This is a genomic window from Flavobacterium endoglycinae, from assembly GCF_017352115.1.
GTDB classification, from domain to species: domain Bacteria; phylum Bacteroidota; class Bacteroidia; order Flavobacteriales; family Flavobacteriaceae; genus Flavobacterium; species Flavobacterium endoglycinae.
Genome location: NZ_CP071448.1, coordinates 3,637,767 through 3,664,133 on the forward strand (window position 1 = coordinate 3,637,767; position 26,367 = coordinate 3,664,133).

The window sequence follows — 26,367 nt, forward strand, 5'->3', positions numbered from 1 at the left end:
TCGTTCTGCAGTTTAAGTGAAAACTGAGATTAAAACGTATGTATTAGTTCACTAAAACCCAAGCTCCAGAAGCGATAAGGCTTTCTGCTTTTTTGAATTTCATAGTTTCTGTTTTACCAGTTGCTACTTCTTGAACCGTTACCGTATCGTTACGATTGATTTTTGGCATATCTCTAACGATCGTTTCGGTTACCTGACGCTGTTGTGTTTCTCCAGCTTCACGATTCATGCTTTCGCTGTTTGGAATTTCGTCTTTACTTAATTGTAAGTTTTCTTTTTGACGAACTTCTCTTGCTTCGTGAATTTCAGGAGCGTTTTGAGCAGGTAAATCACCTTTGAATAAGAATGAAATAACTTCTTTGTTAACGTTATCCAGCATTCCTCTAAACAAATTGAAAGCTTCTAATTTGTAAATAAGCAAAGGATCTTTTTGTTCGTGAACGGCTAATTGAACAGATTGTTTCAATTCGTCCATTTTACGTAAGTGTTTTTTCCAAGCTTCATCCACAATAGAAAGTGTGATGTTTTTCTCGAAATCAGCAATTAATTGAGCTCCTTCGCTATCGTAAGCTTTTTTCAAGTCAGTTACCACATTTAGAGTTTTGATTCCGTCTGTAAACGGAACTACAATTCTTTCGAAATGGTTGTTTGGCTCTTCGTAAACTCCTTTGATGATTGGGAAAGCTTCTCTTGCGCTTCTTTCTGTTTTTTCAGTGTAGAATGCTAAAGCTTCTTTGTATACTTTTCCTGTAACTTCAATATCTGATAATTTTACAAAATCAGCTTCTGAAATTGGAGATGTGATTCCGAAATAACGAATTAAATCAAATTCAAATCCTTTAAAGTCATTGGCTACTTTATTGTTGCTTACAATTAATTCGCAAGTATCATAAAGCATGTTGGCAATATCCAGTTTTAAACGCTCTCCAAATAAGGCGTGACGACGGCGTTTGTACACTACTTCACGCTGAGAGTTCATTACATCATCATACTCTAATAAACGTTTACGAACACCAAAGTTATTTTCTTCTACTTTTTTCTGAGCACGTTCGATAGATTTAGTCATCATAGAATGCTGAATAACTTCACCTTCTTTTAATCCCATTCTGTCCATTACTTTTGCAACTCTTTCAGAACCAAATAAACGCATTAAGTTATCTTCAAGAGAAACATAAAATTGAGAACTTCCTGGATCTCCCTGACGACCAGAACGACCACGTAACTGTCTGTCTACACGACGAGAATCGTGACGCTCAGTACCTACGATTGCTAAACCTCCCGCAGCTTTTACTTCTGGAGATAATTTAATATCAGTACCACGACCGGCCATATTTGTTGCTATGGTTACAACTCCGGCTTTACCAGCTTCTTCAACGATTTGTGCCTCTTGCTTATGCATTTTAGCGTTCAATACGTTATGAGTGATTCCTCTCATTTTAAGCATACGGCTTAATAATTCCGAAATCTCTACAGAAGTTGTTCCAATCAATACTGGTCTACCAGCTTTTGATAATTCTGTTACATCTTCGATTACCGCGTTGAATTTTTCACGTGTTGTTTTGTAGATGTAATCTTCTTTGTCTTGTCTTGCAATTGGACGGTTTGTTGGAATTTCAACAACATCCAATTTATAAATCTGCCATAACTCACCCGCTTCTGTAACAGCAGTACCCGTCATACCGGCTAATTTGCTGTACATTCTGAAATAATTCTGTAATGTTACAGTTGCAAAAGTTTGAGTTGCAGCTTCGATTTTTACGTTTTCTTTTGCTTCGATCGCTTGATGAAGACCGTCTGAGTAACGACGTCCATCCATGATACGACCTGTTTGCTCATCGACAATCATAATTTTGTTGTCCATGATAACATACTCTACGTCTTTTTCAAATAAAGCATACGCTTTTAAAAGCTGAGTAAGAGTGTGGATACGCTCGCTTTTTACACCAAAATCTTGAAATAATCTTTCTTTGGCTTCAGCTTCAGCATCTTTGTCAAGTTTTTGTTTTTCGATAGCTGCGATTTCTGTTCCAATGTCTGGTAAAATAAAGAAATCCGCATCAGTATCGCCAGAAAGGTATTTAATACCATTATCTGTCAATTCTACTTGATTGTTTTTTTCTTCAATCACAAAATACAAAGCTTCGTCTACTTTGTGCATTTCGCGATTGTTATCCTGCATGTATTGATTTTCAGTTTTTTGAAGCAATTGTTTAATTCCTTCTTCACTTAAAAATTTAATTAATGCTTTATTTTTAGGTAAACTTCTGTAAGCTCTTAATAATAAGAAACCACCTTCTTTAGTATTACCTTCTTTGATTAATTTTTTAGCTTCAGCTAAGAAACCATTCGCTAACTGGCGTTGTTGTGCAACTAAGTTTTCGATTTTTGGTTTCAATTCGTTGAATTCGTGACGATCTCCTTGAGGAACTGGTCCAGAAATGATAAGCGGTGTTCTAGCATCATCAATTAATACAGAGTCAACCTCGTCGACAATGGCAAAATTGTGTTTTCTCTGCACTAAATCGCTTGGCGAATGTGCCATGTTATCTCTTAAGTAGTCAAAACCAAACTCGTTGTTGGTTCCGTAAGTAATATCGGCATCGTAGGCTTTTTTTCTAGCTTCTGTACTTGGCTGGTGGTTATCGATACAATCTACAGATAAACCGTGGAATTCGAATAAAGGTGCTTTCCATGTGCTGTCACGTTTTGCTAAGTAGTCGTTTACTGTTACTAAGTGAACTCCGTTTCCTGTCAAAGCGTTTAAGTAAAGTGGAAGGGTAGCCACCAAAGTTTTACCTTCTCCCGTTTGCATTTCGGCAACTTTACCTTCGTGTAATACCATACCACCAATTAACTGAACATCATAATGAATCATGTCCCAGGTGATATCTTTTCCGGCAGCATTCCATTTGTTAGCCCAGATTGCTTTGTCGCCTTCAATAGTAATGTATGATTTTGCAGCTGAGAATTCGCGGTCTTTTGCAGTCGCAGTAACTTCTATATGAGAGTTTTCTTTGAAACGACGTGCTGTTTCTTTTACAACCGAAAATGCTTCAGGAAGAATTTCTAATAAAGTTTTTTCAGAGATTTCATAAGCTTCTTTTTCAAGAGCGTCTATTGCATCATAAATATCTTCTCTTTTGTCGATATCCTCAATATTTTCAACTTCAGCTTTAAGCGAAGCAATTTTAGCATCTTTCTCTGCTCTTGCTTCTTTAATTCTATCTTTAAAATAAACGGTTCTTCCTCTTAATTCGTCATTAGACAATTCCATTAAAGGAATTTCGAACGCTTTAATTTTGTTTAAATATGGTTGTAAAGCTTTGACGTCTTTTTCGGATTTATCACCTACAAAGACTTTGATGATGCTGTTTATGAAACTCATAATTTATTGTATTTCTTTATTTTATATAATTAATTTGAACCAAAAAAAAAGCCTCTGTGATGAGACTTTTTCATTTGGTTTATTTTTTTAATATTCATCCTCATTCCAAAGATAATCTTCGTCTGTTGGATAATCAGGCCAAATTTCTTCCATTGATTCATATATCTCTCCTTCATCTTCGATTGACTGAAGGTTTTCTACTACTTCTAATGGAGCACCTGCTCTAATAGCGTAGTCTATAAGTTCGTCTTTGTTAGCAGGCCATGGCGCATCACTTAAATAAGATGCTAATTCTAATGTCCAATACATCTGTTATCTATTTAGTTTGTGCAAAAATAAATTTTTTACTGAAAAAGACAAGTAAAATTTGATTTATTTTAATAAAATTTAAGAACGTCAATTATTAAATCCCTATTTTTTAAATTTCAAATTCCTAAAAAGGAGTTTAAAACATCCTGTTTTAAAGCTTTTATGTAAAATTTAAATTCAAAGAATTATTAATTTTTCTTGGAATTTGGGATTTAAAAAAATTGAAATTTTAAGAAAGCTTTTACTTTCTAGGAATCCATTTCACTTCCTCCGCTTTTAGGTCAAAGGACAACTTTCGTGCCAAGACAAAAAGGTAGTCAGAAAGTCGGTTTAAGTACATGATTGCGATTTCTGGAACATGCTCATTGTGGCTTAAATGCACGGCTAAACGTTCTGCTCGACGGCAAATACAACGTGCAATATGACAATGTGACACGGTAGGATGACCGCCAGGTAAAACAAAATGAGTCATTTGTGGAAGACTTTCTTCCATTTTATCTATTTCGTTTTCGAGCAGTTCGATATCTGAATCAATTATTCCGAGATTTTCTAATCTAAGTTTACCATTTTTTAAAACTTCTTTTTCCGGCGGCGTTGCCAAAATGGCACCCACTGTAAAGAGTCTATCCTGAATTTCTATTAAAATGGTTTTATAATGTGAATCTATTTCCTGATCGCGGATTAATCCTATATATGAATTTAGTTCATCAACAGTTCCGTAACTGTCAATTCGAATATGGTCTTTTGGAACACGGGTTCCTCCAAAAAGAGCTGTTGTTCCTTTGTCGCCTGTTTTGGTGTATACTTTCATTGTGATTTAAGATTGTAGATTTCTGATTTTAGATTGAAATGTTGTTGTCTATAATTTTAGATTTAGAAATTAATCTAAAGTCTAAAATCAGAAATCTAAAATTATTTACTCGTGTCGCTTTCAATTAAACCATCTCTTAAACGAATAACGCGATGTGCATATGCTGCAATATCTTCTTCGTGGGTTACTAGTATTACAGTATTTCCTTGTGCGTGAATATCTCCGAAAAGTTTCATGATTTCTACAGATGTTTTACTGTCTAGGTTTCCTGTTGGCTCATCGGCTAAAATAATTGACGGTTTGTTGACCAAAGCACGGGCAACAGCAACACGCTGGCGCTGTCCTCCAGAAAGCTGATTTGGCTGATGATCCATTCTATCGGCAAGGTTTACTTGTTTTAGAACTTCTGTAGCGCGTGCGATTCGATCTGATTTTCCGTAACCGGCATAAATCATAGGTAAGGCGACATTATCTAGGGCTGTGGTTCTAGGTAAAAGATTAAAGGTCTGGAAAACGAAACCAATTTCCTTATTTCTAATTTCGGCTAGTTCATCGTCTTTCATTTGGCTGACATCTTTTCCGTTTAAAATGTAACGCCCAGAAGTTGGGGTGTCTAAACAGCCTAAAAGGTTCATTAAAGTCGATTTTCCAGATCCAGAAGGTCCCATTAAAGCAACATATTCTCCTTTATTGATTTGTAAATTAATTCCTTTTAGAACATAAACTGTTTCATTCCCCAGAATAAAATTTCGTCTTATGTCAGTTATTTTAATTAATGGATCTGCCATTTGGTTTTACAATTTTGGATTTAAAAGTACGAAACACTTTTCAATAAAAATGATAAGTAGTTGAGAATTGGATTTTGTTACAAAAGCTTTTTTAAGAGATAACATTTAAAATAATATGTTTTTTAAAGTTTTAAATTGTTATATCTTTTTTGATTTGTTTTGCATAATAGTCATTATTTTATGTGTTTTATAGTTTTAAAATGTTTTTAATTCTAAAAATGTGTCAATAATGTAATTTTTTTACGTTTGTTGTTGAGTAAATTTGATTAATCAATATTAAATACTCAACATTATGAAAAATATTAAATTAGGATTAGGAATTGCATTAATTGCCTTAGGTTTTGCATCATGTAAAGATGAGAAACAAGAAAAAGCACAAAAAACTGTAGACTCATATGTAACCTACGTAGATTCTGTTAAGAATGTAGCTGCTGCTGATTTGAAAGAAAATTGGAAAACTGTAGAAGCAGAGTATGACAGAAAATCTCAAGAGGCTCAGGCAGCTTTAGCAGACCTAAAAGATAATTCGGCAGCGACCGAAAAAATTAATGCAAGTAAAATTAAATACGAAGAATTTAGAAATCAAATGGCCACCCAATTTGCCCCACCGGCTCCAAGTCCGAAACAGCAATTAAGAGATGCCTTATTTGGAGCAGGAAAAATAGGTGATGATATGAACTTTGACTGGGTAAATGCTAAAAATATTCACAGCGTTTATCAGCAGTTCGTTCACACTGTAGAAGATAATAAAGATAAATATTCAAGAGAAGACTGGGATGAGGTTAAATTGATGTATGAAGCACTTGACAGCCGTAAAAATACAGTTGAAAAAGAAGGTCTAACATCAGAAGATAACCGAAAAATCGCTGGTTTGAAAATTAAATTTGCACCTATGTATACTGTAAACAGAATGGGGGCAAAATCTGAAGAAAACAAAGAAGCTAAAAAATAGTTTTTTAGAATTTTGAATTAGATAAAAAAAGACGATCAGAAATGGTCGTCTTTTTTTATGCTCGAATTATAAAATGTTCTTTTGGTTGTTCGTATCTAAAAAATACAAATCCCCATTGAAAAGTGTCTATTGTCACTTTTACTCTTGGATGTTCTTTTATGGTTTTCCAAGCTTCTTCCATTTCTGGCGACCAATGAATATCATCAAAAATCCAAACCGAATCGTTGTTTATTGTTGGAAGCAATACTTCAAAATATGTCAAAGTTGCTTTTTTTGAATGATTACCATCGAAATATATTAAGTCGAAGTTTTTAGAATTTAGATTTTCATAAATTAAAAATGATTCAAATTCCGAAATTATACTTTCAACGTTTTTACAATCGAATTTATCCAATTGATTTCTGGCTGTTCCTCCAGTTTGAGGACATCCTTCAATCGTAATAACATTGGCATCTGTATTTCCTAAAGCTAAGGCCGAAGTTGCTAATCCTAATGAAGTTCCTATTTCAAGAATGTTTTCAGGTTTAAAATAACGCGTAACTCTAAATAATAATTCGGCTCGTTTTGGTGAAATTCCTGCAGTTTGTGCAATTTTAGAAATTTGTCTTCGGTTTGATTTAAAGACTTTAGAACCAGCTCCAAAATCAGTTACTTCAATAAAATTGTTATTTTCTAAAAGTGACTTTCTGTAATTTTTTAGAATTTGATATTCGGGTTTTGGCTTTTTATCGTAAAAACATTTGGTGAGTAAACTAAAGACAAAAGGAGAGTGAACTCCGTGTTCGTTTTTAGATTCCCAAAGAAATTTTAGATAAGATTGAATTTGAAACAGCATTCTGAATTTGAAAAAATCTTAATTAACCGAAATTAGTTTTATATCAAATATAAGTACAGATCCGCCTGGTATGCTTTGGTAATCTTTACTCCCGTACCCTAAATGAGCAGGGACTAAAAGTTTGCCTTTCCCGCCTTCTTTAAAATGAGGAATACCTTCTTTCCATCCTTGAATTACTTGAGTCAAACTAAATGCAACTCCTTGTTCATCACTTTGGTCAAAAACATTTCCGTTCGTATAATATCCTTTATAAGCAACTGTTACATTTGAGGTTGCTAATGGAGTTTCTCCTTCAGCATCACCTTCTTCTTCAATAATATAATACAAACCAGAATCAGTTCTTGTTGCAGTTAAGTTATTTTGTGCCAGATAATCTGTGATCTCTTTTTCGTTTTGAGCAGTATAATCTTTTACTTCGTCTTTATCTTTAGAGCAAGAAATGAAAAGTGTTAATGTAAGTAATGCTGATAAAAGGTGTTTCATTTTTTAGGGTTTTAAATCGCTAATTTATATAAAAATATTTTTCAGTCTTGGTTTTCGGTTTGAGTCTCAGTTTTCAGTTTTCAGTCTCAGTTTTCAGTCTCAGTTTTCAGTCTCAGTTTTCAGTCTCGGTTTCGGTCGCAGTCTTAGTTTTGGTTTTCTACTTTGTTTGGCAGCCGAATTTACTTGGATTATTGATCATGTAATTAATTAGCTTTCCAACTTCAATGCTTTTTTTATTCAAATGGTCAAATAATTCCTGATTTATGTATTTGCATTTTAAAGAAAATTCAAGCCAAGTATTGGTTTCTGAATTTTCAGCATCGCTATCAGTCAGTTTGCTTATAAAATGATTTATGTATCTTCTTTTTCTGTATGATTCTGCTATGTTTGCTGTAACGCTTCTTGATGAACGACGAATTTGATCAGTTAATGAATAGGTTTCTTCTTTTGGAAAAGTTTTCGAAATCTCAAAAATGTCCATTGCCAGTTCAAATGATTTTTTGTAAGCCAATAAATCTTTAAAATCCATTTTCTATTTTTCTACAAGAATAATAAAAAAGAAAGAAAATGTTTACTTTTTTAAAGAAAAACTGAGACTGAAAACTGAAAACTGAAAACTGAGACTGAAAACTAAAACTATCCTTCAATTTTTGCAGAAAGCTCAAACCATCTTTCTTCTTTTGCTTCAATTTTATTGATTATGTTTTGAAGTTCGTTGGCTTTTTTCTCGATATCAGCATCAGCAACTTTTCCATCAGAGAAAAGCTGTTCGATTTTGGCTTTTTCGATTTCTAAATCTTTGATTTCGCGTTCGATTTTTTGATATTCTTTCTGTTCGTTAAAGCTTAGATTTCCGGTTGGGTTATTTTGTTTCCAGTCTTTTTTCTCAGCTTTGTTTTCTTCTTTTTGAGTAACATCTGCGCTGTCTTCGTAAGCACGGAAATCAGAATAGTTTCCTGGGAAGTTTTCGATTTCGCCTTGTCCTCTAAAAACAAATAAATGATCGACAATTTTATCCATAAAATAGCGATCGTGAGAAACCACCAATAAACAGCCCGGATAATCTAATAAGAAACTTTCCAAAACGTTTAAAGTTACAATGTCCAAATCGTTTGTAGGCTCATCGAGAATCAAGAAGTTCGGATTTTGAATTAAAACGGTACATAAATACAAACGTTTTAATTCTCCACCGCTTAATTTTTCGACATAATCGTATTGTTTTTTGGCATCAAAAAGGAAACGTTCCAATAATTGCGAAGCCGAAATAATCTTTCCTTTTGTCAGCGGAATGTATTCGCCGTATTCTTTAATAATATCAATAACTCGCTGACCCGGTTTTGGATTAATTCCAGATTGCGTGTAATAGCCAACTTTTATAGTATCGCCTTTTACAACACGTCCGCTGTCTGGCGGAATTGTGCCTGTAAGCAAGTTTAAGAAAGTCGATTTACCGGTTCCGTTTTTACCAATAATCCCGATTCTTTCGCCGCGCTGGAAATCAAAACTGAAGTTGTCGAGAATAACTCGGTCTTTGAATTTTTTAGAAAGTTTGTGAAGCTCGATAATTTTGCTTCCCATTCTTTCCATATTAATTTCAAGCTCGACTTTGTTTTCTTTACGTCGGCTTTGTGCTTTTTCCTTAATAATGTAAAAATCGTCCTGACGTGATTTAGATTTGGTTGTTCGCGCTTTCGGCTGGCGGCGCATCCATTCTAATTCTTTTACAAAAAGGTTTTTGGCTTTGTCAATACTCGCATTTTCAGAAGTAATTCTTTCTTCTTTTTTCTGTAAGTAATACGAGTAATTTCCTTTGTATTGGTATAATTTTCCGTTGTCTAATTCGATAATTTCATTACACACACGTTCCAAAAAGAAACGGTCGTGCGTTACCATAAACAACGTAATGTTTTCTTTTGCAAAATAACTTTCCAGCCATTCGATCATTTCAAGATCTAAATGGTTGGTTGGCTCATCCAAAATCAATAAATCTGGTCGATTAATTAAGATTATGGCCAATGAAAGACGCTTTTTTTGTCCTCCTGAAAGATTTTTTACTTTTAGTTTAAAATCTTCCAATTTTAGTTTGAATAAAATCTGTTTGTACTGCGTTTCGAAATCCCACGCATTGTGCTGATCCATGGCATCAAAAGCTTTTTGATACGCTTCTTCGTCATTTGGGTTTTCGAGTGCTTTTTCGTAAGCTTCAATTACCTTCAGTGTTTCATTGTCTGATGCGAAAATACTTTCTTCAATCGTAAGTTCATCTTGCAGGTTATTATCTTGAGAAAGAAATGCCATTCTGATTCCTTTTCGCAAAACCACTTGTCCAGTATCTGGCTCTTCCAAACCATTAATAATACTCATAATAGTGGTTTTACCAGAACCATTTTTGGCAATAAAAGCAATTTTTTGGTCTTTGTTGATTCCAAACGAAATGTTGTCAAAAAGGACTCTTTCTCCAAATGACTTCGATATATTTTCTACAGATAAGTAATTCACTGTTGTAATTATAAGTTATAAATTGTGAGTTATGAAGGTTTCTAAAAACATAACTTTCTGCAAAAGTAAACTATTATCTTACGATTTACGAATTATTTATGGAGATACGAATTGAGTACCGAACCCAAATCTAAATAATGCATTTGCTGCGGCGTGTTTATAATAGGTTTGCGAACGAGTGATTCGTTTGTAATAAAATAATGAATTCCGTCTTTGGTTGTAATTCCTTCTATTTGATGAAAAGGCAGTTTTAAATCAATTCGGCGTTGGTTTCCCGAAGTGAAATCAGAGTTTTTGAAATCATATAAAAGATACAGAAATGATTTTCCAACTTTTGAATATCCGCAGAGGACAACAAGTTTTTTATCTTCTACATAAACGGCGCCTGTCACTAAACCTTTTGTATCAATTGTGCCTTTCAATTGTGCAATGTGATTTCCAGACTGTTTAGGCAGCACATAAATGTTAGTTTTTGAAGAAGTCCACTGTTTGGTAAACAAATAAATACTATCTCTTGAAACAATAAAAGCTTCACAGTCAAAATTGGTGGTATTTGGTTTTTGTGAAGATAAATCTGTTTGATCCGAATAGCTGAAAGAGATGGTTTCAATAATTGGATTTTGGGTAAAAAAAGAATTTTTATCGATTTTTAAAATATGAAGATCAGTTCGGCTTCCAGTGTAATTATTTCCAAAATCGCCAATGTACAAATGTAAACTGTCTTGCGATATTTCTTCCCAGTCATGGTTGGTTACTTGTTCTAGAACAATTTTCTTTTTGATTTTTCCTAAAGAATCTAAGCCGTAAATTGTTTTGTCGTGATCGTCATTATGTGTCCAAAGCAAATTGTTAAACGCAATTAAACCAGATGTTTCTTTTATAGAATCACTTAACTTTATCGAATATTCTGGTTTTATTTTTAAGTTTTCGTAGGTACAACTTCCGTCATTTTCGATTGCTGCAGAATTGTAGTTTTTTGCCAAAGAATCTGTACAGCCAGAATTTTGTGTATAAGCACTGAAACAACTGAAAAAAACGAATAAAATAAACCTGTTCACTGTCTTGATTTTAAGTTTACGTTAATATAAAAGTAAATTTTTAAAGAATAGAAAAAAAAATAGGATTATTAATATAATTAAAATGTTATTTTGCAGCTACAAGTTTACCCCCAGATTCAGTTTTCCAATATATGAAGATATTAGAAGAGTTATCACGTTTTAGAATGTCCCGTTATTTCAAACTTTTGTTTGTCTGCTGGGATATTGTTTTGTTGAATACTGCCATAATTCTTTCGGCTCTGGCCAGATTTGGAACTCTGGATGAGCTTTTTATAAAAGAAGAAAAAACGGTTTCTTTGCTGGCAAATCTCGTTTGGATTGGTCTTCTTCTTAATAATGATTCCTATCGTATGATCCGTATCGAACGTATCGAATCTATTGTAAAACGTACAACCAGAAAACTGATTATTCATGCTTCGGTAATTTCGATTTTTGTCGTTTACCTTAAGTTCGCCGATATTTCCCGACTTCGTCTGCTTTTTTTCTATCTTTTCTTTTTCGCTATATTGCTCGTTTCGCGTTACATTTCAATGAAACTGCTAAAAGAAATAAGAGCAAAAGGGTATAATTTTAGGAAATTTATAGTTGTAGGCGCTAATGAAACCGGCGAAAGAATGAAAAAAATCTTAGCCAAAGATCTAACATATGGGTATCGGTTTTTAGGTTTTTTCGACGGAAATCCTGATCCATCTTTTTCAGAAGAAATTCTGGGAGGTTTTGATAAAATTCAAGAGTTTATAGTCAAAGAAGGTGTCGAAGAAATGTACATTGCACTTCATATCGATCAGGTTGAGGTTATAAATGAATTGATTAAAGTATGCGAACAAAACATGGTAAGAATTAAATTTATACCTGATTTCCAGTTGTATACTAAATCAAGTAAAGTCGAAATTACCTTCTATGAAAATACTCCCGTATTAATGTTTCGTCCAGAACCTTTAGAATCTTCAATAAACAGATTGATCAAAAAAGCATTTGATGTGTGTTTTTCGGGTCTTGTAATTCTGCTGATATTTCCTTGGTTATTTCCTATCGTAATGCTCATTATTAAAATCGAATCGCCTGGACCTGTATTTTTTAGACAAAAACGTTCAGGACGTGACAATCGCGAATTTTTATGTTTGAAATTTAGAAGTATGTACGTTAACGATCTGGCTCATAATAAACAGGCAGGAAAAGGAGATAGTCGTATAACGAAATTTGGGGCTTTTATCCGTAAAACCAGTATTGACGAACTGCCTCAGTTTTTCAATGTTTTCTGGGGAGATATGTCGGTTGTTGGCCCTCGTCCGCACATGATCAATCTTGCCAAAGAATACAGCGAATTGATTAATCATTATTTAGTGCGTCAGTTTGCAAAACCTGGAATAACAGGCTGGGCGCAGGTAAATGGTTACCGCGGAGAAACAAAAGAGCTTGTCGATATGGAAAACAGAGTCGAATACGATATTTGGTATATCGAAAATTGGAGTTTACTTCTCGATATTAAAATTATCATTAGAACGATAATCAATGTTCTAAAAGGTGAAGAAAACGCGTATTAGTTTTTAAAATTTAAAAAACTGATTGTTGGTTATAACTTCTTTCAGCTGTACTGAAGAATCAATTTTTATTTTTTGATGCAGCGATTCGATGTGTTTTCCGTGGTGAACATCTGTTCCCGCGAAATCATACATTCCTTTTTTCAATAAAAGTTCAGACGTTTTAGTGATTTCACTTCCATAATATCCCATTACAGCCAATAAATTTAACTGAAACAAACAACCGGATTTCTTGAGGTTTTCGTACTCACCAAAGTTTTTATGAAAATAAACATATCTTTCAGGATGTGCCAAAACAGGTTTGTATCCTGCAAGCTGAATATCAAAAATCATTTTATAAAGGTTGAATGGCGCGCTTAAATACGATATTTCAACCAACACGTAATTATCTTTTAAAGTCAGCAGTTTTCCTTCTTTTAAATGATTCTCAAACCAATCGTCCATAAAATATTCGGCAGCAGCTTTGAATATTGGTGTGCTGTTTTCTTCTTTTAATAAAAGTTTAGTTTCATTGTATTTTGCTGCAATGCCTTCTTCAGAATTATTCCAAACATAATGATTAATGTGTGGTGTGGTTACAAACTGAGAAATTCCCAAATCCTCAAAAGCTTTTGCCAGTTTTACAGTTTTTTTAATCGTTTTTGCGCCGTCGTCTATTCCCGGCAGTAAATGCGAGTGAATATCAACAAAGTCTCCGGCTAAAAGATCTTTTAAATAAGGTTTGGATTTGAAAAATGATAACATGGGCGCAAAAGTAAAAAAATGATACCGTTTTTATCTATGCAAGAACAGATTAATGCAAAATAAAATAATGTAACCATGTAACCCATTTTAGAATTATGCTATATTTGATAAAAAAGTAATATTTTATGAAAATTAAAGAGAATTTGTATAATCAAAGGATTATTTCGATTGACGCTTTGCGCGGAATTACCATTTTTGTAATGATATTTGTAAACGAACTTGCAAGTATTCAAGATGTACCACAATGGATGAGACACATGCCTGCCGATGCCGATGCGATGACCTTTGTCGATTTAGTTTTTCCTGCTTTTTTATTTATTGTCGGAATGTCGATTCCGTTTGCTTTCAATGCCCGTTTGATAAAAGGTGACCCTCCAAAAACCATCTGGACACATACCCTCAAACGTGCTTTAGCATTAATCATTATTGGTGTTTATATGGTTAATTCAAGTGAAGGTTTTGATGCTTCAAAAATGATCATTACACCTGCAGTCTGGGGACTCTTGGCGTATGCCATGCCAATTCCTATCTGGAATAAATATCCTAAAGATTTTTCAGCGGGTTTAAAATATGTACTTCAATACGGCGGAATGCTGGTTTTAATTGCTCTTTATTTTTTATATGTTCAAGAAGGAACAGGCAAAGTTGGAATCACGCCGCAATGGTGGGGAATTTTAGGGCTGATTGGCTGGGCGTATCTTATTTCGGTTATTTATTATTGGCTGGTTTCTGGCAGATTATGGGCAATGATTGCTTTTTTGGTAGTTTGTGTCGCTGCAAATTCGATTCATTTAACCAAAGATATTCATTTGCCGGAATGGCTTGGGTTTATTGTAGGACATTTAACTCATACTTCATTAGTAACCGCTGGAGTTGTAATTTCATTATTGTTTTTTGACCGAAAAGTCGAAGCTAAAATAAATTGGCCTGTAATATTATTTATAGTATTATTTTTTGTTGTTGGATTTTCGCTTCGTCCGTACTACGGAATTTCTAAAATACATGGTACGCCATCATGGACAATGATTTCTGCCGGAATTTGTACTATTTTATTTTACTTTCTTTTCTGGCTCATGGAAATCAAAAAGAAAACTAAGTGGAGCGAATTTTTCATGCCAGCTGCAGCTAATCCATTATTGATTTATATCCTGCCAGGAGTTATTTATTATTTCTGTAAAGCTTTAAACCTTCATATTATTCCGGGCTATTTTAGAGTAGGAGTTCCAGGAATTATCTGGTCACTGCTGTTTTCTATTATCATGCTGTATGTCATGAGGATTTTTAACAGATTTAAAATTCAATTGCATTTATAATTTTCTTGAATAAAAAAAATTAACCGCAAAGTACGCAAATAGTAAAGGCGCGGCACAAAAAAGCGCAAAGTTCGCAAAGCTTAATCAATAAATAGCTTTGCGAACTTTGTGTTTTATAGAATCTCGCTTATTAAAACTTAGCGTGCTTTGCGGTAAATAATAAAGGAATACACTATTCAATAATAACTGACTTTATCTCTAAAATCGCTCCAGAACTTGGATTGTAATTCACAAAATTGAACTTACACAAATTATGAACATTTAAGAGCTTTCCGTTTGGATTGCCATCTTGCCTAAAATTTGTCCACGGAATTTTTATAGTCGTGAATTTTTCAGAAATAGGTAAGTCAACTCTTGGATGCGAACCGCCATGAACACATCCAGTTCCCTCAGCATTTCCTTCGCGTGCCTGCAATTTAATCAGCTGATTTGATTTGTAAGTGATACTCACATATTTTGAATTTTGCGAGAGGTTTGTAGGTGCGCCGTCATTTGAATCAGATTCGGTAATCATGACATTTAATTCGATTTCTCCAATCGGATTTTCTTTTGCAGTAACACGTACAATTCCTTTTTCTTTCCGAATAGCATTTATAGTTTCTTGGGTTTCATTAACCGGACCGGCAATAAACCACGTTGAGGTTTTTACTAAATCAATTCTAGATTTTGTTTTTTCTTCTGAGAAAGCAAAACCCATTACTACATATAAAATGGATGACAAAAATAAACTGATAATTGCTATGCTGCTTTTCATAAAATTTCCTGTTCTATTTCAAAAATAAGATTTCTTTTTATTCTTTGTGAAAATAAGATGACTATTCTGAATAAAATTTTAAATTTGTAAGGTGTTGTTTTTGAAAAAGTTGCGGTATGAAAAATGTAAAATTGATACTGGGTTTGTTTTTCTTTTTTCAAGTGCATTTTTGCTATTGCCAAAACGATTCTATTTCAAACAACAATAAAGATATTTTAGATGTTCTGCTTAAACTTTTCCATAAAAATGATTCAATCAGACAAAATACAGATAAGAAAATAGCTTTTTCACTGCTTCCTATTCCCGTTGATGCTAATAAAAGTACCGGTTTGGTCGTTTCCTTTTTAACAACATTTTATCTCGGAGACAGCAAAACGACCAAAATGTCGCAGATTACTTTTTCGCCTTATTTTAGTTTTACCAAGCAATATGTTTTTCCCATTCAATCGTATATTTATACAAAAGACAATAATTGGAATTTTACAGGCGATTATAGATTTATGATTTATCCGCAAGATACGTATGGCTTAGGCGGACATAATACTGATGAAAAAATGTCGACACTCGATTATCAGCAATGGCGGTTTTATCAATTTGCAACCCGAAGAATTTTTGGAAATTTTAGAGGCGGATTGGGATTGCTGCTGGATAATTATCAAAATATTTCTGAGAAATCATACATAGAAGATGAAACAGATTATTATAAATATATGAATGGGGATTTTTCAGATGAAAACTCCTTTGGAATCGCGATTCAAGGACTTTACGATTCGCGCGAAAACAATGTAAATCCAGAACAAGGAATGTATATAGAAGCCGATTACCGTATAAATACCAGCGGTATTGAAGGTAAAAAATGGAATTCTATTTATATTGATGCCCGAAAATACCATTCTTTTCATAAATACAAGCACAGAGTTTTAGCTTACAGAGCCTTTTACTGGTCAACTTTTGGAGGAAAACCACATTATTTAGATCTGCCGAGTATTGGCTGGGACAGAGAAGGAAAAACAGGCCGAGGTTTTACCCGAAACAGATTTAGAAGTAATGCTCTGATTTATTTTGAATCCGAATATCGGACCGATATTTCCAGAAATGGTTTTTGGGGAGCCGTATTTTTTACCAATATTTCTTCGGTTTCTAAATTCGATACCTACGATTTTAAAAAATGGAATCCTGCTGCTGGCGCTGGACTGCGTATTAAATGGAACAAGAAAAACAACAGTAATTTAGTACTCGATTACGGAATTAGTAAAAACGACTGGTCATTGCGATTAGGTTTGGCCGAAAATTTCTAACTTTCCCCAAAATCAATTTTCTATTTTTTTCATGCAGTTATCGGTAATTATACTTAATTATAATGTACGTTACTTTCTGGAACAATGCGTTTTAAGCGTTCAGGAAGCAATCGCCGAACTTGATGCCGAAATAATAGTAATCGATAATAATTCATCTGACGACAGCTGTTTGATGATGAAAAGTAAATTCCCCAATGTAAAACTCATTGAAAACAAAGAAAATTTCGGTTTTCCAAAAGGCAATAATATAGGAGTTGAACAAGCGCGCGGAAAATACATTTGTATTCTAAATCCGGATACTGTTGTTGCTGATGATACTTTTGTGAAAATTTTGGCTTTCGCCGAAGAAAAGCAAAACCTCGGAATCGTGGGCTGTAAATTAATTGACGGAACTGGAAGTTTTCTGCCCGAAAGTAAACGCGGAATTCCAACTCCGTGGGTGGCATTTACCAAGATTTTCGGATTGTATAAAATAGCGCCAAAATCAAAACTTTTCAATCAATATTACGCCCAGCACATCGATGAAAATCAAACTGGAAAAGTAGAAATTCTCGTAGGCGCTTTTATGTTTATGGAAAGAAAATTATATCTCGACGTAAACGGTTTTGATGAAAATTGCTTTATGTATGCCGATGATATTGATTTGTCATACCGCGTTTTACAGCTTAAAAAATCCAATTATTATTTTCATGAAACGACAGTGCTGCATTATAAAGGAGAAAGTACGATAAAAGATGAATTGTATATGAAACGTTTTCAAGATGCGATGAACTTTTTCTATGAGAAACATTTTAAAAAATCATGGTTTTTTAGTTTTTTTATTCAAATAGGAATCTGGATTTTTTCATTTGTAAAAATGTTTCAAGGAAAACCAAAAGTAAAACCATTGCCAGAAAGTTATATTTTGTATTCAGAAAATACGAATTTGTTTGAAAAACTGGCTTCGATTTTAGAAAATAAAGTTAGTTTTTTAGATTTCAAAAAGGAAAAAATGGTAAATTCGTCGCTGATTTTAAAGGGTAAAAAGACAGAGATCATTTTGGATAATCACTATATTTCATTCAAAAAATGTATCAATATCATAGAAACTCTTAAAGATAAGAACATTACTTTTAAGATTTTCCCTAAAAGAACAAGTTTTAGTATTGGAAGTAATTCTAGAAATGACAGGGGGCAAATCATGAAAATTGAGTAAAAAATTATATTAAGTGAAATTTATATTCAAAATTTTCAGTAATTTCGCAATCAGAAAATCAAAATCACCCTTTAGAATAACAATATGGCAAGATTTGAATTAAAGCTTCCTAAAATGGGAGAGAGCGTCGCTGAAGCAACCATAACCAACTGGTTGAAAGAAGTGGGAGACAAAATTGAAGCTGATGAAGCAGTACTGGAAATTGCAACGGATAAAGTTGACAGTGAAGTGCCAAGTGAAGTATCAGGAATTTTGGTTGAACAATTATTTGGCAAAGATGATTTAGTTCAGGTAGGGCAGACAATTGCAATTATCGAAACTGAAGGCGGTGATGAACCAGCTGCAAAAACGGCACCGCAAGAAATTGCTGCTCCGGCAGAAGCTGTAGAAATTGAAAAATCAATTGAAGCAGTAAAAGAAAATACGGCACCTCAGGATTTTTCTGGTTCTGAGAAATTCTTCTCTCCGTTAGTAAAAAATATTGCAAAAGAAGAAGGAGTTTCTGTTACTGAACTTGAAAATATTCAAGGTTCAGGAAAAGATGGCCGAGTAACTAAAGAAGATATTTTAAAATACATAGACGACCGTAAATCTGGAGTTGTAGAAACGCCAAAAGCTGTTGAAGAAGCTCCAAAACCAGCTGTTGAAGCGCCAAAAGTGGCTGCGGAAACACCAAAAGCGGCAGAACCTGCGGTTCAGAAAAGTCAGCAGGCAGTTCCGGTTTCTGTAAACGGAGCTGATGAAATTGTCGAAATGGATAGAATGCGTAAACTAATCTCAGGATATATGGTCGCTTCTGTACAGACTTCGGCTCACGTTCAGTCTTTTATTGAAGTTGACGTAACCAACATTGTAAAATGGAGAGATAAAGTAAAAGCAGCTTTTGAAAAAAGAGAAGGTGAAAAACTTACTTTTACGCCAATTATGATGGAAGCTGTTGCGAAAGCATTAAAAGATTTCCCTGGAATGAATATTTCTGTTGATGGCGATTATATCATCAAAAAGAAAAACATCAACTTAGGAATGGCGGCTGCGTTACCAAATGGGAATTTAATTGTTCCTGTAATTAAAAATGCAGATCAGTTAAACCTTGTTGGAATGGCAAAAGCGGTTAACGATTTAGGAAACCGTGCAAAAGCAGGAAAACTAAAACCAGACGATACTCAAGGTGGAACGTATACAGTTACAAACGTAGGAACTTTTGGAAGCGTTTTTGGAACTCCAATTATCAATCAGCCTCAAGTCGGCATTTTAGCACTTGGAGCTATTCGTAAAGTACCTGCAGTTATCGAAACTCCAGAAGGAGATTTCATCGGAATCCGTCAGAAAATGTTCTTGTCACACTCTTACGATCATAGAGTGGTTGATGGTGCATTAGGAGGAAGTTTTGTGAAAAGAGTAGCAGAATATTTAGAAGCTTTTGATGTAGATAGAGATTTCTAATATATTCCTAAAAATACATTCAGAACCCGAAAAAACGAGAACGTTTTTTCGGGTTTTTCTTTTTTAAGAAATTGGGAAAATCTATTTTTAATGCTTTTTTTACACGTTTTTTTAAAGTTAAAATTCGAAAAATAGCCTTATTTTGGTCAAAAAAATAGAATTTGGGGCGGAAAATTCGCCTTTTAAAATTACATTTGTAATTCTTATAAAAATTAAAAATGGAATTAAAACTTAACAAACCAATCTGCTTTTTTGATCTTGAAACAACTGGAATTGATATAGGTAAAGATCGAATTGTAGAGATTTCAATATTTAAAGTTTTCCCAAACGGAAATAAAGAAAGTAAAACCTGGCTGGTTAATCCAACAATTCCAATTCCTCCGCAGACAACTGCTGTTCACGGAATAACCGATGAAAAAGTAGCAAACGAACCTACTTTTGCAGAATTGGCTCCGCATATCCACAATATGATTAAAGACAGCGATCTTGGAGGATTTAATTCAGACCGATTCGATATTCCGTTATTAGCAGAAGAACTGCTTCGCGCAGGAGTTGATTTCGATATGAAAAATAAAGTTTCTGTTGATGTTCAGACTATTTTTCACAAAATGGAAGAACGCACATTAAGTGCTGCTTTGAAGTTTTATTGCGGAAAAAATCTAGACAATGCGCATTCAGCAGAAGCAGATACGATGGCAACTTACGAAATTTTAAAAGCGCAGCTGGATCGTTATCCTGAACTGGAAAACGACATGAAATCTTTATCTGAATTTACCACTCGTAAAAAGATAGCTGATTTCGCTGGAATGATTGCTTTTGACAATGATAATGAAGAGATTTTTACTTTCGGAAAACATAAAGGTGCCAAAGTAGAAAAAGTGTTAGAAACTGAGCCAGGATATTTCAGCTGGATTCAAAACGCAGATTTTCCTCTGTATACCAAAAAGGTGTTGACGGGAATAAAATTGAGAAAATTAAATACGAAATAAGGTGCTGAGGTACTAAGGTTCTAAGGTTGTTAAGTTTTTTACCTTAGAATCTTAGTGTCTTAGAATCTTAGAACCTATAAAAGAAATGAAGATTATTTGTATCGGTAGAAATTATACCAATCATATTGAAGAGCTGAAAAACGAACGTCCAGACGAACCGGTGGTGTTTATGAAACCAGATTCGGCAGTGTTATTGAAGCAGCATCCGTTTGTAATTCCCGAATTTTCTGAAGAAGTTCATCACGAATTAGAAATAATTGTGAAAATTAACAAAGTAGGCAAGTACATCGAGCCTAAGTTTGCACACAAATATTATGATGATATAAGTGTGGGTATCGATTTTACAGCCAGAGACTTACAAGATAAATTGAAAGCAAAAGGACTTCCGTGGGAAAAAGCAAAAGCATTTGACGGATCGGCAGTTATTGGAGATTTTTTACCAAAAAGTGATTTTGTTTCGTTAGAAAACCTTACGTTTGAACTCAAAAAGAATTCAGAAACAGCTCAAATAGGAAATACAAGTTTAATGCTTTGGAAGATTGATGAGCTTATTTCGTATGTGTCTCAGTTTTTTACATTGAAAATAGGAGATATTATTTTTACAGGAACGCCGGCAGGTGTAGGACCAGTTAAACCGAACGATATTTTAGAAGGCTTTTTAGAAGATAAAAAATTATTTAGAATACAAGTAAAATAATGGCTTTAAAGTACAACCTTTCGAAAGTGTATGCGCTTTCAGATAATGATCCCGAATTTGTAAACGAAATTCTAAAATTATTTGTTACAGAAGTTCCAGAAGATTTAAAACAAATCAAAGAAGGAATCAAGAAAAAGGATCATAAATATGCCTATTCTTATGCACACAAAATCAAGCCTACATTAGATTTAATGGGGTTAAATGTTGCTTTTGAAGAAATCCTTCAGGTTGAAGCTTGGACAAAAGCAGAAGGAAAGAAAAAGGACATCATAGAAACTTTTAAAAGCATAAAAGTACAGGTGAAAGACGCGATTAAGGAAATCAAAAAAGACTTTGATTTATAAAAATAAAACGACCTGATTCGTTTAAAAGAATCAGGTCTCTTTTCTGATTTTCAGAAAATAACTTTTGTTTCAGAATATCATACCACACCATATTCTTGTAATACGTTTTACTTCCCCAAAAACGAAACAGAAACAAAAGAACCACTTCATAAATTAATGGCTCAATAAATAGAGTGTAAAAAATAATTCACATGAAAGCAGTTATTGTTACGATTGGAGATGAAATTTTAATTGGTCAGATTGTAGATACAAATTCTAATTTCATTGCCAAAGAGCTGGATCGCATAGGTGTTGAAACGCATGAAATGATTTCAATAAGCGATGATAAACAGCATATTTTGAATACATTTAAACAATTGCAGAATAAAGTTGACATTGTAATTGTAACTGGAGGTCTTGGGCCAACAAAGGATGATGTTACTAAAAAAACTTTCTGTGAATATTTTAATGACGAACTGGTGGTTAATCCAGAAGTTTTAGCACACGTAACACAATTGATTGAAGGTTTTTATAAGAGACCAATTTCGCAGTTGAATAAAGATCAGGCACTTGTTCCGTCAAAATGCACCGTTCTGCATAATAAAATGGGAACCGCTCCGGGGATGTGGATGAAAAAGGAAAATACCGTTTTTGTTTCGCTTCCGGGTGTGCCGTATGAAATGAAATATCTGGTCGAAAATGAAATAATTCCTAAACTTGTCCGCGAATACGAACGACCTTATATTATTCATAAAACTATTTTAACGTATGGTCAAGGAGAAAGTTTAGTTGCAGAACGTATCGAACAATGGGAAAACAATCTGCCTGAATTTATAAAATTGGCTTATCTGCCAAATCCGGGACGAGTTCGCCTGCGTTTAACAGCACGCGGAACCAATAAGGAAAAACTAGAAGAAGCAATTGAAAGCAATGTACGTTCTCTAGATGCTATAATTCATGATATTATAGTAGGATATGAAGAAAATGAAACCATAGAAACAGTTGTTGGAAAACTGCTGGCAAAACAAAATCAAACCGTAGCAACGGCGGAAAGCTGTACGGGCGGAAAAATAGCATCGCTTTTATCAAGTGTTCCGGGATCTTCTTCTTATTTTAAAGGAAGTGTTGTTTCGTATGCGACTGAAGTTAAGGTAAATGTTTTGGGAATTCCACAGGAATTGGTAGATCAATTTTCAGTAGTAAGTGCCGAAGTGGCATCTGCTATGGCACAGAACGTTAAAAAATTACTGAAAACGGATTATGCGCTAGCAACGACTGGCAATGCAGGGCCTTCTAAGGGGGATTCAGATGCTGAAATTGGAACCGTTTTTATAGCCTTAGCAACGCCTGAAGGTGTAATTACTGAGGAATTTAACTTTGGACAACCACGTGAAAAAGTGATAGATAGGGCAACTGTTAAGAGTTTGGAAATACTGCAAAAAGAAATTTTAAAAATTGTTCGATAAATTTTGGTACAATGGTTTATTTTTCTTTTCTTTGCACCCTGATTTTGAATAACGATAAAAGATAAGTATAATGTCAAGAGTTTGTGACCTTACAGGTAAAAGAGCGATGGTAGGAAATAACGTTTCTCACGCTATGAACAAAACTAAGAGAAAGTTTTCTGTAAACTTAGTTAAAAAGCGTTTTTATCTTCCAGAAGAAGATAGATGGATTACTCTTAGAGTAGCAGCATCTACGATAAAAACAATTAATAAAAACGGAATCACTGCTGTTTTGAAAAAAGCACAGTCAGAAGGATTTATCAAATAATCTTTTCCTAAATAAATATATAGCAAGATGGCAAAGAAAGGTAATAGAATCCAAGTAATTTTAGAATGTACTGAGCACAAAACTTCTGGTGTTCCAGGAACTTCTAGATATATTACAACTAAGAACAAAAAAAATACTCCAGACAGATTAGAGATTAAAAAATTTAATCCAATCTTAAAAAGAGTAACTGTTCATAAAGAAATTAAGTAATAATTAGAGATTTTGTAAATCTCAATGGTTGTTTTGCCATTTGAGTTTTATAAAAACTTCAAATAACATTTGAATCATGGCAAAGAAAACCGTAGCATCGTTACAAACATCTTCTAAGAGATTATCAAAAGCCATCAAAATGGTAAAATCTCCAAAAACTGGTGCATATATATTCGTTGAATCTATTATGGCTCCTGAATTAGTTGATGAATTCTTGAAAAAGAAATAATTACAATCACATCATATAGAAAAGCTGCTTTCTTTCGGAAGTAGCTTTTTTATTTTTATATTTGTTTAAAATTTTATAGGAACACCGCAAATTTGTGTTTTTTTAAACATTTGTTCCCGCCATACTCTTTATCTTTACCTGTCTAAAGAAGCCAGGCAAAGGATATCGTTCCTGTCGGGTTACATTAAAAACAATAGGCATTCTATAGACATAGAGATGGTTTCAAAACTTAAAAGAAACCATCTGGAACTAACAATAAATAAAAAAATGAGTTTTTTTAAAAAATTATTCTCTACCGAAAAAAAAGAGACTTTAGACAAAGGTCTTGAAAAAACAAAAACTACTTTTTTCTCTAAGTTAAGCAAAGCTGTTGCTGGAAAATCTAAAGTCGATGATGATGTTTTAGATAATCTGGAAGAAGTTTTGGTAGCATCTGATGTTGGTGTTAATACAACATTGAAAATTATTGAAAGAATTGAAAAAAGAGTATCTGAAGATAAATATCTAGGAACAGATGAGTTAAACCAAATTCTGCGTGATGAAATTGGTGCTCTTTTATCTGAAACTAATACTGGTGAAGCTACTGAATTTGAAATTCCGAAAGATAAAAAACCGTATGTTTTAATGGTAGTAGGAGTAAATGGAGTAGGAAAAACGACTACTATTGGTAAATTGGCTTACCAGTTTAAAAAAGCCGGACACAAAGTAGTTTTAGGTGCAGCTGATACTTTCCGAGCAGCAGCAATCGATCAATTGCAAGTTTGGGCTGATCGTGTAGATGTGCCTATTGTAAGACAACAAATGGGGAGTGATCCAGCTTCTGTAGCATTTGATACTTTACAGTCGGCAGTGGCTCAAAATGCCGATGTAGTGATTATTGATACTGCAGGACGTCTTCATAACAAAATTAATTTGATGAACGAATTAACGAAAGTAAAACGTGTGATGCAGAAGGTTGTTGACGATGCTCCTCACGATGTGCTTTTGGTTTTAGATGGTTCTACAGGACAAAATGCTTTTGAACAAGCCAAACAATTTACAGCAGCTACCGAAGTGACTTCACTAGCTGTTACTAAATTAGACGGAACTGCAAAAGGTGGTGTTGTAATTGGAATTTCGGATCAATTTAAAATTCCTGTAAAATACATTGGTGTTGGCGAAGGAATTGAAGATTTGCAAGTCTTTAATAAATACGAATTCGTTGATAGTTTCTTTAAATAATTTATAATGAAAAATATATCGGCTGTTACGTTCTATTTTGCCAGCGTAATATGTTTTGTTTTTGCAAACGTATTGAAAGGTACTAATATTTCAGTTTATTATGTTTTACTGGTTTTAGGAGTAATTTTATTCTTTTTGGGAGTTCTTAAAAGAATAGGGACTAATCGCTAGAGTTTTAGTAAAATATAAATTCTAAAAATATTGAGCTTTTAAATAAAAGATTTTGATGACTTTTATTTAAAAGTTCTTTTTTTATTGGTATAAAGCGCTAATCTTTTCCCATAAAGTTTTATCGAAATCAGATAACGCCAGATTAACATTGTCAGCAGCATCACCCATTCTGATTACGACCATTTTTTTACTTGGAACAACGTAAATTTTCTGATCATTTTTACCCAGCGCCATAAACATATCGTTTGGTCCTGTTGGAATTACACTCCCTTGAAAAGTAAGCTGTGATTGTGGTAAATGATAAGAAGTTTTTCCGTTTAGCCACCATAAATAGCCGTATCCTAAATTAATATTTTGTGAAGTAGTTGTAGCTTCATTAAAATATGTTTCGTTTAGAATTTCGTTGTTTTCCCATTTTCCTTTGTTGAGCATTAATAATCCGAAACGCGCCATGCTTCTGGTTGTGCTGGTGTAAACACTATTTACACCAAGTTGTACCCAAGTGCCGTTCATTCCAATTTTGTCTCGTAATTTCGCATTAAAATAATTCTCCCAAGTTTGTCCGCTGGCTTGTGCTACAACGTCCTGAAGTTTTACATATACATTATGATACGCCCATCGTGTTCCAGCATCGGCTTTATAGATTAAACTGGCGGGGTCAACATCGTCTGTGCTGTCGTCAAGACCGGATGTCATGGATAGTAAATGTTTGCAGGTGATTAAATTTTCTTTGGCTAAAGTTTCGCTTGTCCATCCTGTTCCTAAATATTGTGAAACTTTGTTGTTGATGTTAAGCAGATTTTCTTGCTGAGCAATTCCGGTAACAGTTGAAGTTAACGTTTTTCCGGCGCTGGCCCAATACCAGTTTGTTGTAGCTGAATGTCCGTTGAAATAATTTTCGAGAACGATTCTGCCGTTTATTAAAATAATAAAAGATTTAGAATGTTTAAGTTCAAGATAATCCAATAAAGGCTGTACTGCGGTTTGATTCCATTTTAAATCAGCAATAGATCTGGTTTCCCAAGTTGTTCCGGTTAAAGGTGGGAAATACATGCTTTCTGATGGTGTTGGTACAGGATCTGGTTCGGCTGTGTCTTTACTGCAGCTTATGCACAATAAGGCTGTCAGTACAATACAAATGATTCGGTTCATGGTTTTTGGTTTTAGTTTGGGCTTTGACCAAAAATATGCAAAATAGTTTAATGGGATTTGTAATTTTTTATTTCTTATAGATTAACTTTGCAGATTACGAATTTTTCTTTTGAAAACGAAGTCTAGCCCTGATGGGAGCGGCATCCTTTTTCTGGCTTCTTTAGACAGAAAAAGATACAGCGTACAGCAGGAAT

27 protein-coding genes are annotated in these 26,367 nt (G+C 33.9%); 15 read left to right on the top strand and 12 right to left on the bottom strand.

The window, feature by feature from the left end; translation table 11 throughout:
- Window positions 1-43 precede the first annotated feature (43 nt).
- The 4 genes from secA to J0383_RS16230 all read right to left on the bottom strand — a co-directional run bounded on the left by secA (window position 44) and on the right by J0383_RS16230 (window position 5,293).
- A complete protein-coding gene (secA, locus tag J0383_RS16215) occupies window positions 44-3,385 on the bottom strand; it encodes a preprotein translocase subunit SecA (protein ID WP_207295028.1) in 3,342 nt (1,113 codons plus the stop codon).
- An 87-nt stretch (window positions 3,386-3,472) separates the two neighbouring features.
- The gene (locus J0383_RS16220; protein WP_007138072.1) at window positions 3,473-3,694 is read right to left on the bottom strand and encodes a DUF2795 domain-containing protein; all 222 of its coding nucleotides are present in this window, start codon (window positions 3,692-3,694) and stop codon (window positions 3,473-3,475) included.
- 241 nt (window positions 3,695-3,935) lie between these two features.
- Complete coding sequence (locus tag J0383_RS16225) at window positions 3,936-4,505, bottom strand: cob(I)yrinic acid a,c-diamide adenosyltransferase (RefSeq protein ID WP_207295029.1); 570 nt, start codon at window positions 4,503-4,505, stop codon at window positions 3,936-3,938.
- 101 nt (window positions 4,506-4,606) lie between these two features.
- Entirely contained in the window at window positions 4,607-5,293 is a 687-nt protein-coding gene (locus tag J0383_RS16230) for an ABC transporter ATP-binding protein (protein ID WP_207295030.1), read from the bottom strand.
- Window positions 5,294-5,585: 292 nt separating this feature from the next.
- On the opposite strand from J0383_RS16230, the gene J0383_RS16235 reads away from it, so the two are divergent.
- A complete protein-coding gene (locus J0383_RS16235) occupies window positions 5,586-6,245 on the top strand; it encodes a DUF6565 domain-containing protein (RefSeq protein WP_207295031.1) in 660 nt (219 codons plus the stop codon).
- 55 nt (window positions 6,246-6,300) lie between these two features.
- On the opposite strand, the gene J0383_RS16240 is transcribed toward J0383_RS16235, so the two are convergent.
- The 5 genes from J0383_RS16240 to J0383_RS16260 all read right to left on the bottom strand — a co-directional run bounded on the left by J0383_RS16240 (window position 6,301) and on the right by J0383_RS16260 (window position 11,120).
- Window positions 6,301-7,080, bottom strand: coding sequence for an O-methyltransferase (locus J0383_RS16240; RefSeq protein ID WP_207295032.1), 780 nt, complete (start codon window positions 7,078-7,080; stop codon window positions 6,301-6,303).
- Between the two features lie 18 nt (window positions 7,081-7,098).
- On the bottom strand, window positions 7,099-7,563 hold the full coding sequence (locus J0383_RS16245) for an FKBP-type peptidyl-prolyl cis-trans isomerase (RefSeq protein ID WP_207295033.1): 465 nt from the start codon (window positions 7,561-7,563) through the stop codon (window positions 7,099-7,101).
- Between the two features lie 157 nt (window positions 7,564-7,720).
- A complete protein-coding gene (locus J0383_RS16250; protein WP_207295034.1) occupies window positions 7,721-8,092 on the bottom strand; it encodes a four helix bundle protein in 372 nt (123 codons plus the stop codon).
- Window positions 8,093-8,199: 107 nt separating this feature from the next.
- Window positions 8,200-10,062, bottom strand: a complete 1,863-nt coding sequence (locus J0383_RS16255; RefSeq protein ID WP_207295035.1) for an ABC-F family ATP-binding cassette domain-containing protein — start codon at window positions 10,060-10,062, stop codon at window positions 8,200-8,202.
- 92 nt (window positions 10,063-10,154) lie between these two features.
- On the bottom strand, window positions 10,155-11,120 hold the full coding sequence (locus J0383_RS16260) for a T9SS C-terminal target domain-containing protein (RefSeq protein ID WP_207295036.1): 966 nt from the start codon (window positions 11,118-11,120) through the stop codon (window positions 10,155-10,157).
- A 131-nt stretch (window positions 11,121-11,251) separates the two neighbouring features.
- On the opposite strand from J0383_RS16260, the gene J0383_RS16265 reads away from it, so the two are divergent.
- Window positions 11,252-12,664 carry an undecaprenyl-phosphate glucose phosphotransferase gene (locus J0383_RS16265; protein WP_207295037.1) on the top strand — a complete coding sequence of 471 codons (1,413 nt, stop codon included), beginning with the start codon at window positions 11,252-11,254 and terminating at the stop codon, window positions 12,662-12,664.
- A gap of 3 nt (window positions 12,665-12,667) precedes the next feature.
- Here the strand turns inward: J0383_RS16265 and J0383_RS16270 are convergent, their stop codons facing one another.
- Window positions 12,668-13,405, bottom strand: coding sequence for a tyrosine-protein phosphatase (locus tag J0383_RS16270; RefSeq protein ID WP_207295038.1), 738 nt, complete (start codon window positions 13,403-13,405; stop codon window positions 12,668-12,670).
- 125 nt (window positions 13,406-13,530) lie between these two features.
- Here J0383_RS16270 and J0383_RS16275 point away from each other — a divergent pair, with 125 nt between their 5' ends.
- Window positions 13,531-14,718: a DUF5009 domain-containing protein gene (locus J0383_RS16275; protein ID WP_207295039.1), complete on the top strand. Its 1,188-nt coding sequence runs from the start codon at window positions 13,531-13,533 to the stop codon at window positions 14,716-14,718.
- A 172-nt stretch (window positions 14,719-14,890) separates the two neighbouring features.
- Here the strand turns inward: J0383_RS16275 and J0383_RS16280 are convergent, their stop codons facing one another.
- On the bottom strand, window positions 14,891-15,472 hold the full coding sequence (locus J0383_RS16280) for a hypothetical protein (protein ID WP_207295040.1): 582 nt from the start codon (window positions 15,470-15,472) through the stop codon (window positions 14,891-14,893).
- A 116-nt stretch (window positions 15,473-15,588) separates the two neighbouring features.
- On the opposite strand from J0383_RS16280, the gene J0383_RS16285 reads away from it, so the two are divergent.
- From J0383_RS16285 to J0383_RS16340, 12 genes are all read left to right on the top strand, one after another.
- Entirely contained in the window at window positions 15,589-16,770 is a 1,182-nt protein-coding gene (locus J0383_RS16285; RefSeq protein WP_239023086.1) for an outer membrane protein assembly factor, read from the top strand.
- 31 nt (window positions 16,771-16,801) lie between these two features.
- Window positions 16,802-17,965, top strand: coding sequence for a glycosyltransferase family 2 protein (locus J0383_RS16290; RefSeq protein ID WP_207295041.1), 1,164 nt, complete (start codon window positions 16,802-16,804; stop codon window positions 17,963-17,965).
- Between the two features lie 84 nt (window positions 17,966-18,049).
- Entirely contained in the window at window positions 18,050-19,408 is a 1,359-nt protein-coding gene (locus J0383_RS16295; RefSeq protein WP_207295042.1) for a dihydrolipoamide acetyltransferase family protein, read from the top strand.
- A 218-nt stretch (window positions 19,409-19,626) separates the two neighbouring features.
- The gene (locus J0383_RS16300; RefSeq protein WP_207295043.1) at window positions 19,627-20,397 is read left to right on the top strand and encodes a 3'-5' exonuclease; all 771 of its coding nucleotides are present in this window, start codon (window positions 19,627-19,629) and stop codon (window positions 20,395-20,397) included.
- Window positions 20,398-20,482: 85 nt separating this feature from the next.
- Window positions 20,483-21,094 carry a fumarylacetoacetate hydrolase family protein gene (locus tag J0383_RS16305; RefSeq protein WP_207295044.1) on the top strand — a complete coding sequence of 204 codons (612 nt, stop codon included), beginning with the start codon at window positions 20,483-20,485 and terminating at the stop codon, window positions 21,092-21,094.
- Window positions 21,094-21,438: an Hpt domain-containing protein gene (locus tag J0383_RS16310; protein ID WP_012026948.1), complete on the top strand. Its 345-nt coding sequence runs from the start codon at window positions 21,094-21,096 to the stop codon at window positions 21,436-21,438. The genes J0383_RS16305 and J0383_RS16310 overlap by 1 nt, the downstream gene beginning before the upstream one ends.
- A 191-nt stretch (window positions 21,439-21,629) precedes the next feature.
- A complete protein-coding gene (locus J0383_RS16315) occupies window positions 21,630-22,883 on the top strand; it encodes a competence/damage-inducible protein A (protein ID WP_207295045.1) in 1,254 nt (417 codons plus the stop codon).
- 70 nt (window positions 22,884-22,953) lie between these two features.
- A complete protein-coding gene (gene rpmB / locus J0383_RS16320) occupies window positions 22,954-23,190 on the top strand; it encodes a 50S ribosomal protein L28 (RefSeq protein WP_008468080.1) in 237 nt (78 codons plus the stop codon).
- Between the two features lie 27 nt (window positions 23,191-23,217).
- Complete coding sequence (gene rpmG / locus J0383_RS16325) at window positions 23,218-23,400, top strand: 50S ribosomal protein L33 (protein WP_008253902.1); 183 nt, start codon at window positions 23,218-23,220, stop codon at window positions 23,398-23,400.
- Window positions 23,401-23,476: 76 nt separating this feature from the next.
- Window positions 23,477-23,629: a DUF4295 domain-containing protein gene (locus J0383_RS16330; protein ID WP_012026946.1), complete on the top strand. Its 153-nt coding sequence runs from the start codon at window positions 23,477-23,479 to the stop codon at window positions 23,627-23,629.
- 267 nt (window positions 23,630-23,896) lie between these two features.
- Window positions 23,897-24,850, top strand: coding sequence for a signal recognition particle-docking protein FtsY (gene ftsY, locus J0383_RS16335; RefSeq protein WP_239023087.1), 954 nt, complete (start codon window positions 23,897-23,899; stop codon window positions 24,848-24,850).
- Between the two features lie 6 nt (window positions 24,851-24,856).
- Window positions 24,857-25,021 carry a hypothetical protein gene (locus J0383_RS16340; RefSeq protein WP_207295047.1) on the top strand — a complete coding sequence of 55 codons (165 nt, stop codon included), beginning with the start codon at window positions 24,857-24,859 and terminating at the stop codon, window positions 25,019-25,021.
- Window positions 25,022-25,102: 81 nt separating this feature from the next.
- On the opposite strand, the gene J0383_RS16345 is transcribed toward J0383_RS16340, so the two are convergent.
- The gene (locus J0383_RS16345) at window positions 25,103-26,173 is read right to left on the bottom strand and encodes a serine hydrolase domain-containing protein (protein ID WP_207295048.1); all 1,071 of its coding nucleotides are present in this window, start codon (window positions 26,171-26,173) and stop codon (window positions 25,103-25,105) included.
- Window positions 26,174-26,367 lie beyond the last annotated feature (194 nt).

Bases quoted from the DNA above. Each gene is read 5' to 3' on its own strand.
- J0383_RS16275 (WP_207295039.1), top strand. From the start codon at position 13,531: ATGAAAATTAAAGAGAATTTGTATAATCAAAGGATTATTTCGATTGAC.
- J0383_RS16315 (WP_207295045.1), top strand. From the start codon at position 21,630: ATGAAAGCAGTTATTGTTACGATTGGAGATGAAATTTTAATTGGTCAG.
- J0383_RS16280 (WP_207295040.1), bottom strand. From the start codon at position 15,472: ATGAAAAGCAGCATAGCAATTATCAGTTTATTTTTGTCATCCATTTTA.
- J0383_RS16330 (WP_012026946.1), top strand. From the start codon at position 23,477: ATGGCAAAGAAAACCGTAGCATCGTTACAAACATCTTCTAAGAGATTA.
- J0383_RS16235 (WP_207295031.1), top strand. From the start codon at position 5,586: ATGAAAAATATTAAATTAGGATTAGGAATTGCATTAATTGCCTTAGGT.
- J0383_RS16265 (WP_207295037.1), top strand. From the start codon at position 11,252: ATGAAGATATTAGAAGAGTTATCACGTTTTAGAATGTCCCGTTATTTC.
- J0383_RS16230 (WP_207295030.1), bottom strand. From the start codon at position 5,293: ATGGCAGATCCATTAATTAAAATAACTGACATAAGACGAAATTTTATT.
- J0383_RS16340 (WP_207295047.1), top strand. From the start codon at position 24,857: ATGAAAAATATATCGGCTGTTACGTTCTATTTTGCCAGCGTAATATGT.
- J0383_RS16295 (WP_207295042.1), top strand. From the start codon at position 18,050: ATGGCAAGATTTGAATTAAAGCTTCCTAAAATGGGAGAGAGCGTCGCT.
- J0383_RS16345 (WP_207295048.1), bottom strand. From the start codon at position 26,173: ATGAACCGAATCATTTGTATTGTACTGACAGCCTTATTGTGCATAAGC.
- J0383_RS16240 (WP_207295032.1), bottom strand. From the start codon at position 7,080: ATGCTGTTTCAAATTCAATCTTATCTAAAATTTCTTTGGGAATCTAAA.
- J0383_RS16300 (WP_207295043.1), top strand. From the start codon at position 19,627: ATGGAATTAAAACTTAACAAACCAATCTGCTTTTTTGATCTTGAAACA.
- J0383_RS16290 (WP_207295041.1), top strand. From the start codon at position 16,802: ATGCAGTTATCGGTAATTATACTTAATTATAATGTACGTTACTTTCTG.
- J0383_RS16270 (WP_207295038.1), bottom strand. From the start codon at position 13,405: ATGTTATCATTTTTCAAATCCAAACCTTATTTAAAAGATCTTTTAGCC.
- J0383_RS16305 (WP_207295044.1), top strand. From the start codon at position 20,483: ATGAAGATTATTTGTATCGGTAGAAATTATACCAATCATATTGAAGAG.
- J0383_RS16285 (WP_239023086.1), top strand. From the start codon at position 15,589: ATGAAAAATGTAAAATTGATACTGGGTTTGTTTTTCTTTTTTCAAGTG.
- J0383_RS16250 (WP_207295034.1), bottom strand. From the start codon at position 8,092: ATGGATTTTAAAGATTTATTGGCTTACAAAAAATCATTTGAACTGGCA.
- rpmB (WP_008468080.1), top strand. From the start codon at position 22,954: ATGTCAAGAGTTTGTGACCTTACAGGTAAAAGAGCGATGGTAGGAAAT.
- ftsY (WP_239023087.1), top strand. From the start codon at position 23,897: ATGAGTTTTTTTAAAAAATTATTCTCTACCGAAAAAAAAGAGACTTTA.
- secA (WP_207295028.1), bottom strand. From the start codon at position 3,385: ATGAGTTTCATAAACAGCATCATCAAAGTCTTTGTAGGTGATAAATCC.
- J0383_RS16310 (WP_012026948.1), top strand. From the start codon at position 21,094: ATGGCTTTAAAGTACAACCTTTCGAAAGTGTATGCGCTTTCAGATAAT.
- J0383_RS16225 (WP_207295029.1), bottom strand. From the start codon at position 4,505: ATGAAAGTATACACCAAAACAGGCGACAAAGGAACAACAGCTCTTTTT.
- J0383_RS16245 (WP_207295033.1), bottom strand. From the start codon at position 7,563: ATGAAACACCTTTTATCAGCATTACTTACATTAACACTTTTCATTTCT.
- rpmG (WP_008253902.1), top strand. From the start codon at position 23,218: ATGGCAAAGAAAGGTAATAGAATCCAAGTAATTTTAGAATGTACTGAG.
- J0383_RS16220 (WP_007138072.1), bottom strand. From the start codon at position 3,694: ATGTATTGGACATTAGAATTAGCATCTTATTTAAGTGATGCGCCATGG.